Annotated in this window: 1 protein-coding gene and 2 pseudogenes; 1 reads left to right on the top strand and 2 read right to left on the bottom strand. The window is 61.2% G+C overall.

Annotated elements, in window-relative coordinates; translation table 11 throughout:
* Positions 1–211 precede the first annotated feature (211 nt).
* Positions 212–964 (bottom strand): annotated as a pseudogene (locus tag PQR32_RS42050) (IS66 family transposase).
* Between PQR32_RS42050 and PQR32_RS42045 the strand changes: the two are divergent.
* The gene (locus PQR32_RS42045; RefSeq protein WP_408241770.1) at positions 869–1,132 is read left to right on the top strand and encodes a hypothetical protein; all 264 of its coding nucleotides are present in this window, start codon (positions 869–871) and stop codon (positions 1,130–1,132) included. The pseudogene PQR32_RS42050 and the gene PQR32_RS42045 overlap by 96 nt on opposite strands.
* Here PQR32_RS42045 and PQR32_RS42040 read toward each other — a convergent pair.
* Positions 1,123–1,518: pseudogene (locus PQR32_RS42040) on the bottom strand (IS66 family transposase); the annotation flags it as partial. The gene PQR32_RS42045 and the pseudogene PQR32_RS42040 sit on opposite strands and share 10 nt — an antisense overlap.
* Between the last annotated feature and the right edge of the window lie 424 nt (positions 1,519–1,942).

Genomic DNA, 1,942 nt, shown 5'->3' with positions numbered 1-1,942 from the left:
AAAATCATCCCGAATGTCGTCGAGCAGCCATAGCCCGGAGCGTCGGCAGAACACTCACCGCAATAACAATCGCATCGGAGCCTCCTGCGGGAGGCTCGCGCGTCAGACATCAAACGCCTCTGTCAGACGGCCGGAAGCGTTTCTCATAGGCTTCCAGTGCGTTCGATCCACGGTATCCGTCAGCGGAACCCATGTTGACGGTATCGCGCGGTTAGATGTCGACAATCTTTCGCAGCAGAGCGTATGAGACCCGCCAGTGGCCTTCCGGATCATCAACGGCGAGAGACGCAGTTTTCGCGTTCAGCCGGACGATGATGCCAACTCTCTCGCTCAGATATTTGTCGGTGAAGCCAACGGTGTTGCCAATGAAGAATTCCTCTCGTTGTGCTCGCGGTGGCGGCGCAGGCGCGTATGTTGGGCCGCTCGCAGTGCCAGGGATAACCGCCGCATAGAGTATCGACCAACGCTGACGGCTCTGGTTGTCCTGGATCACCGCCTGGGTTTGCCGCAGCTCCACCACCGTTCCGTGCGAAGGTGGTGCGAGCGGATTGCCCCCGATATAACTGACTTCCATTCCCAAGTGCAGGCGTTGACGTGCTTTGAGAACACGTCGCGGGTCGTCCAGCATTTTGCCGATGGCGAGATAGAGGTGATACAACTCGGCACCGGCAGCGCCTCGGTTTGCCACTTTGATGTTAGGTGTGTGGTCTTTGATCCGCGACTCGATCGCATACAGTCGGGCGATCCATTGCAGCGCGTGCGCTGCAAGTCCGGGTTTGCTTTGCGCCTTCGCCATTTCGAAGAAGTGTCGACGGTAATGGGCCTAACATCCGACCTCGACGATGTCTCCGTTTTCGTAGAGTGCGCCATGTCCACTGTACGCGTCGGCCTGCAGATAGCCTTTGTACTTCTGCATGTACCGCAGCGGATGCGAACCGGAGCGCGACTCAGCGAACTCGAACACGACCGCTGGCGGGTGGTCAACCCAGATGCTGTTCTCTTCGCGCTGGCATTGCTCTTCGGCAGCGGTGAAGGCTGGGCGTTCGCGGTCACGATGGTCAACTCGCCATCCTTCTTCACCGCGTATTTGAAGCGGATATGCTCAATGACGGTGAGCCTGGACGGCTCGTAGTGCAGCGTCTCGCTGCGCTCCTCGCCGATACGCTCGAGCGAATCGAATGCGGCTTTCTGTTCGTCGTTCAGATCGTATTCAATGTGCGTGCGCGGCAGGTCCTTCGGCAGGGCCGGACGCCCCCTTGCGGGTGTGGCCCGCGACCGGAGCCTCGGCGGGCTCGGGCGGAACGGGTAACGCCGTGGTGGCATCGAACAGTCCGCCTGACCTGCCAGCCGCTCGGAACTGACGCCGAATCGGGCGCGGTTCGCCTGGGCAATCTGGTGCTGCAGCGTCTCCAGTTGCGCCCACAGCACGCATGCCAGCCGGTTCTGTTCGAGCGCGAAGGCTTGCAGCGCATCGGGCTCGACCGGCAGTTCCGCGACAGTGATGGCGGGGGGCGGCATGGCCATCATGATGCCCAACTCGCGCTACGTTTACAAGAGCCGGTAGCGTCGACTCTGCGCAGGCGGGAGCAGCATCACCTCACGCGCGTCACCGCGACGGCGCGATGCGGCTCGCGCGCCGGGATCTCAATGCCTTCGAGCCATGCGCCGTGACCATCTCGCGCCAGAATGCTTCGCCTTGCCGGGGGCGCCGTGCGCCCGTCGGTAGGGCCTCTCCCGTTGTATCGTCCATCGCATTGCTCCGTCGTTACGATGGCAAAAACTTTCGCACTGTACGTACGCGCGTTCAAGACGGGATGCGCTGACGAATACTTTAATTTCTGACGCGCGAGCCTCCCTGCAGGAGGCTCCGATGCGATTGTTATTGCGGTGAGTGTTCCGCCGACGCTCCGGGCTATTGCTCCAGGAGATCCGGATCGAAGTC

Origin of the sequence: Paraburkholderia dipogonis (assembly GCF_046027395.1) — a bacterium.
In the GTDB taxonomy this organism is placed as follows: Bacteria; Pseudomonadota; Gammaproteobacteria; order Burkholderiales; family Burkholderiaceae; genus Paraburkholderia; species Paraburkholderia dipogonis_A.
This window is presented reverse-complemented; position numbering and strand designations above follow the sequence as displayed.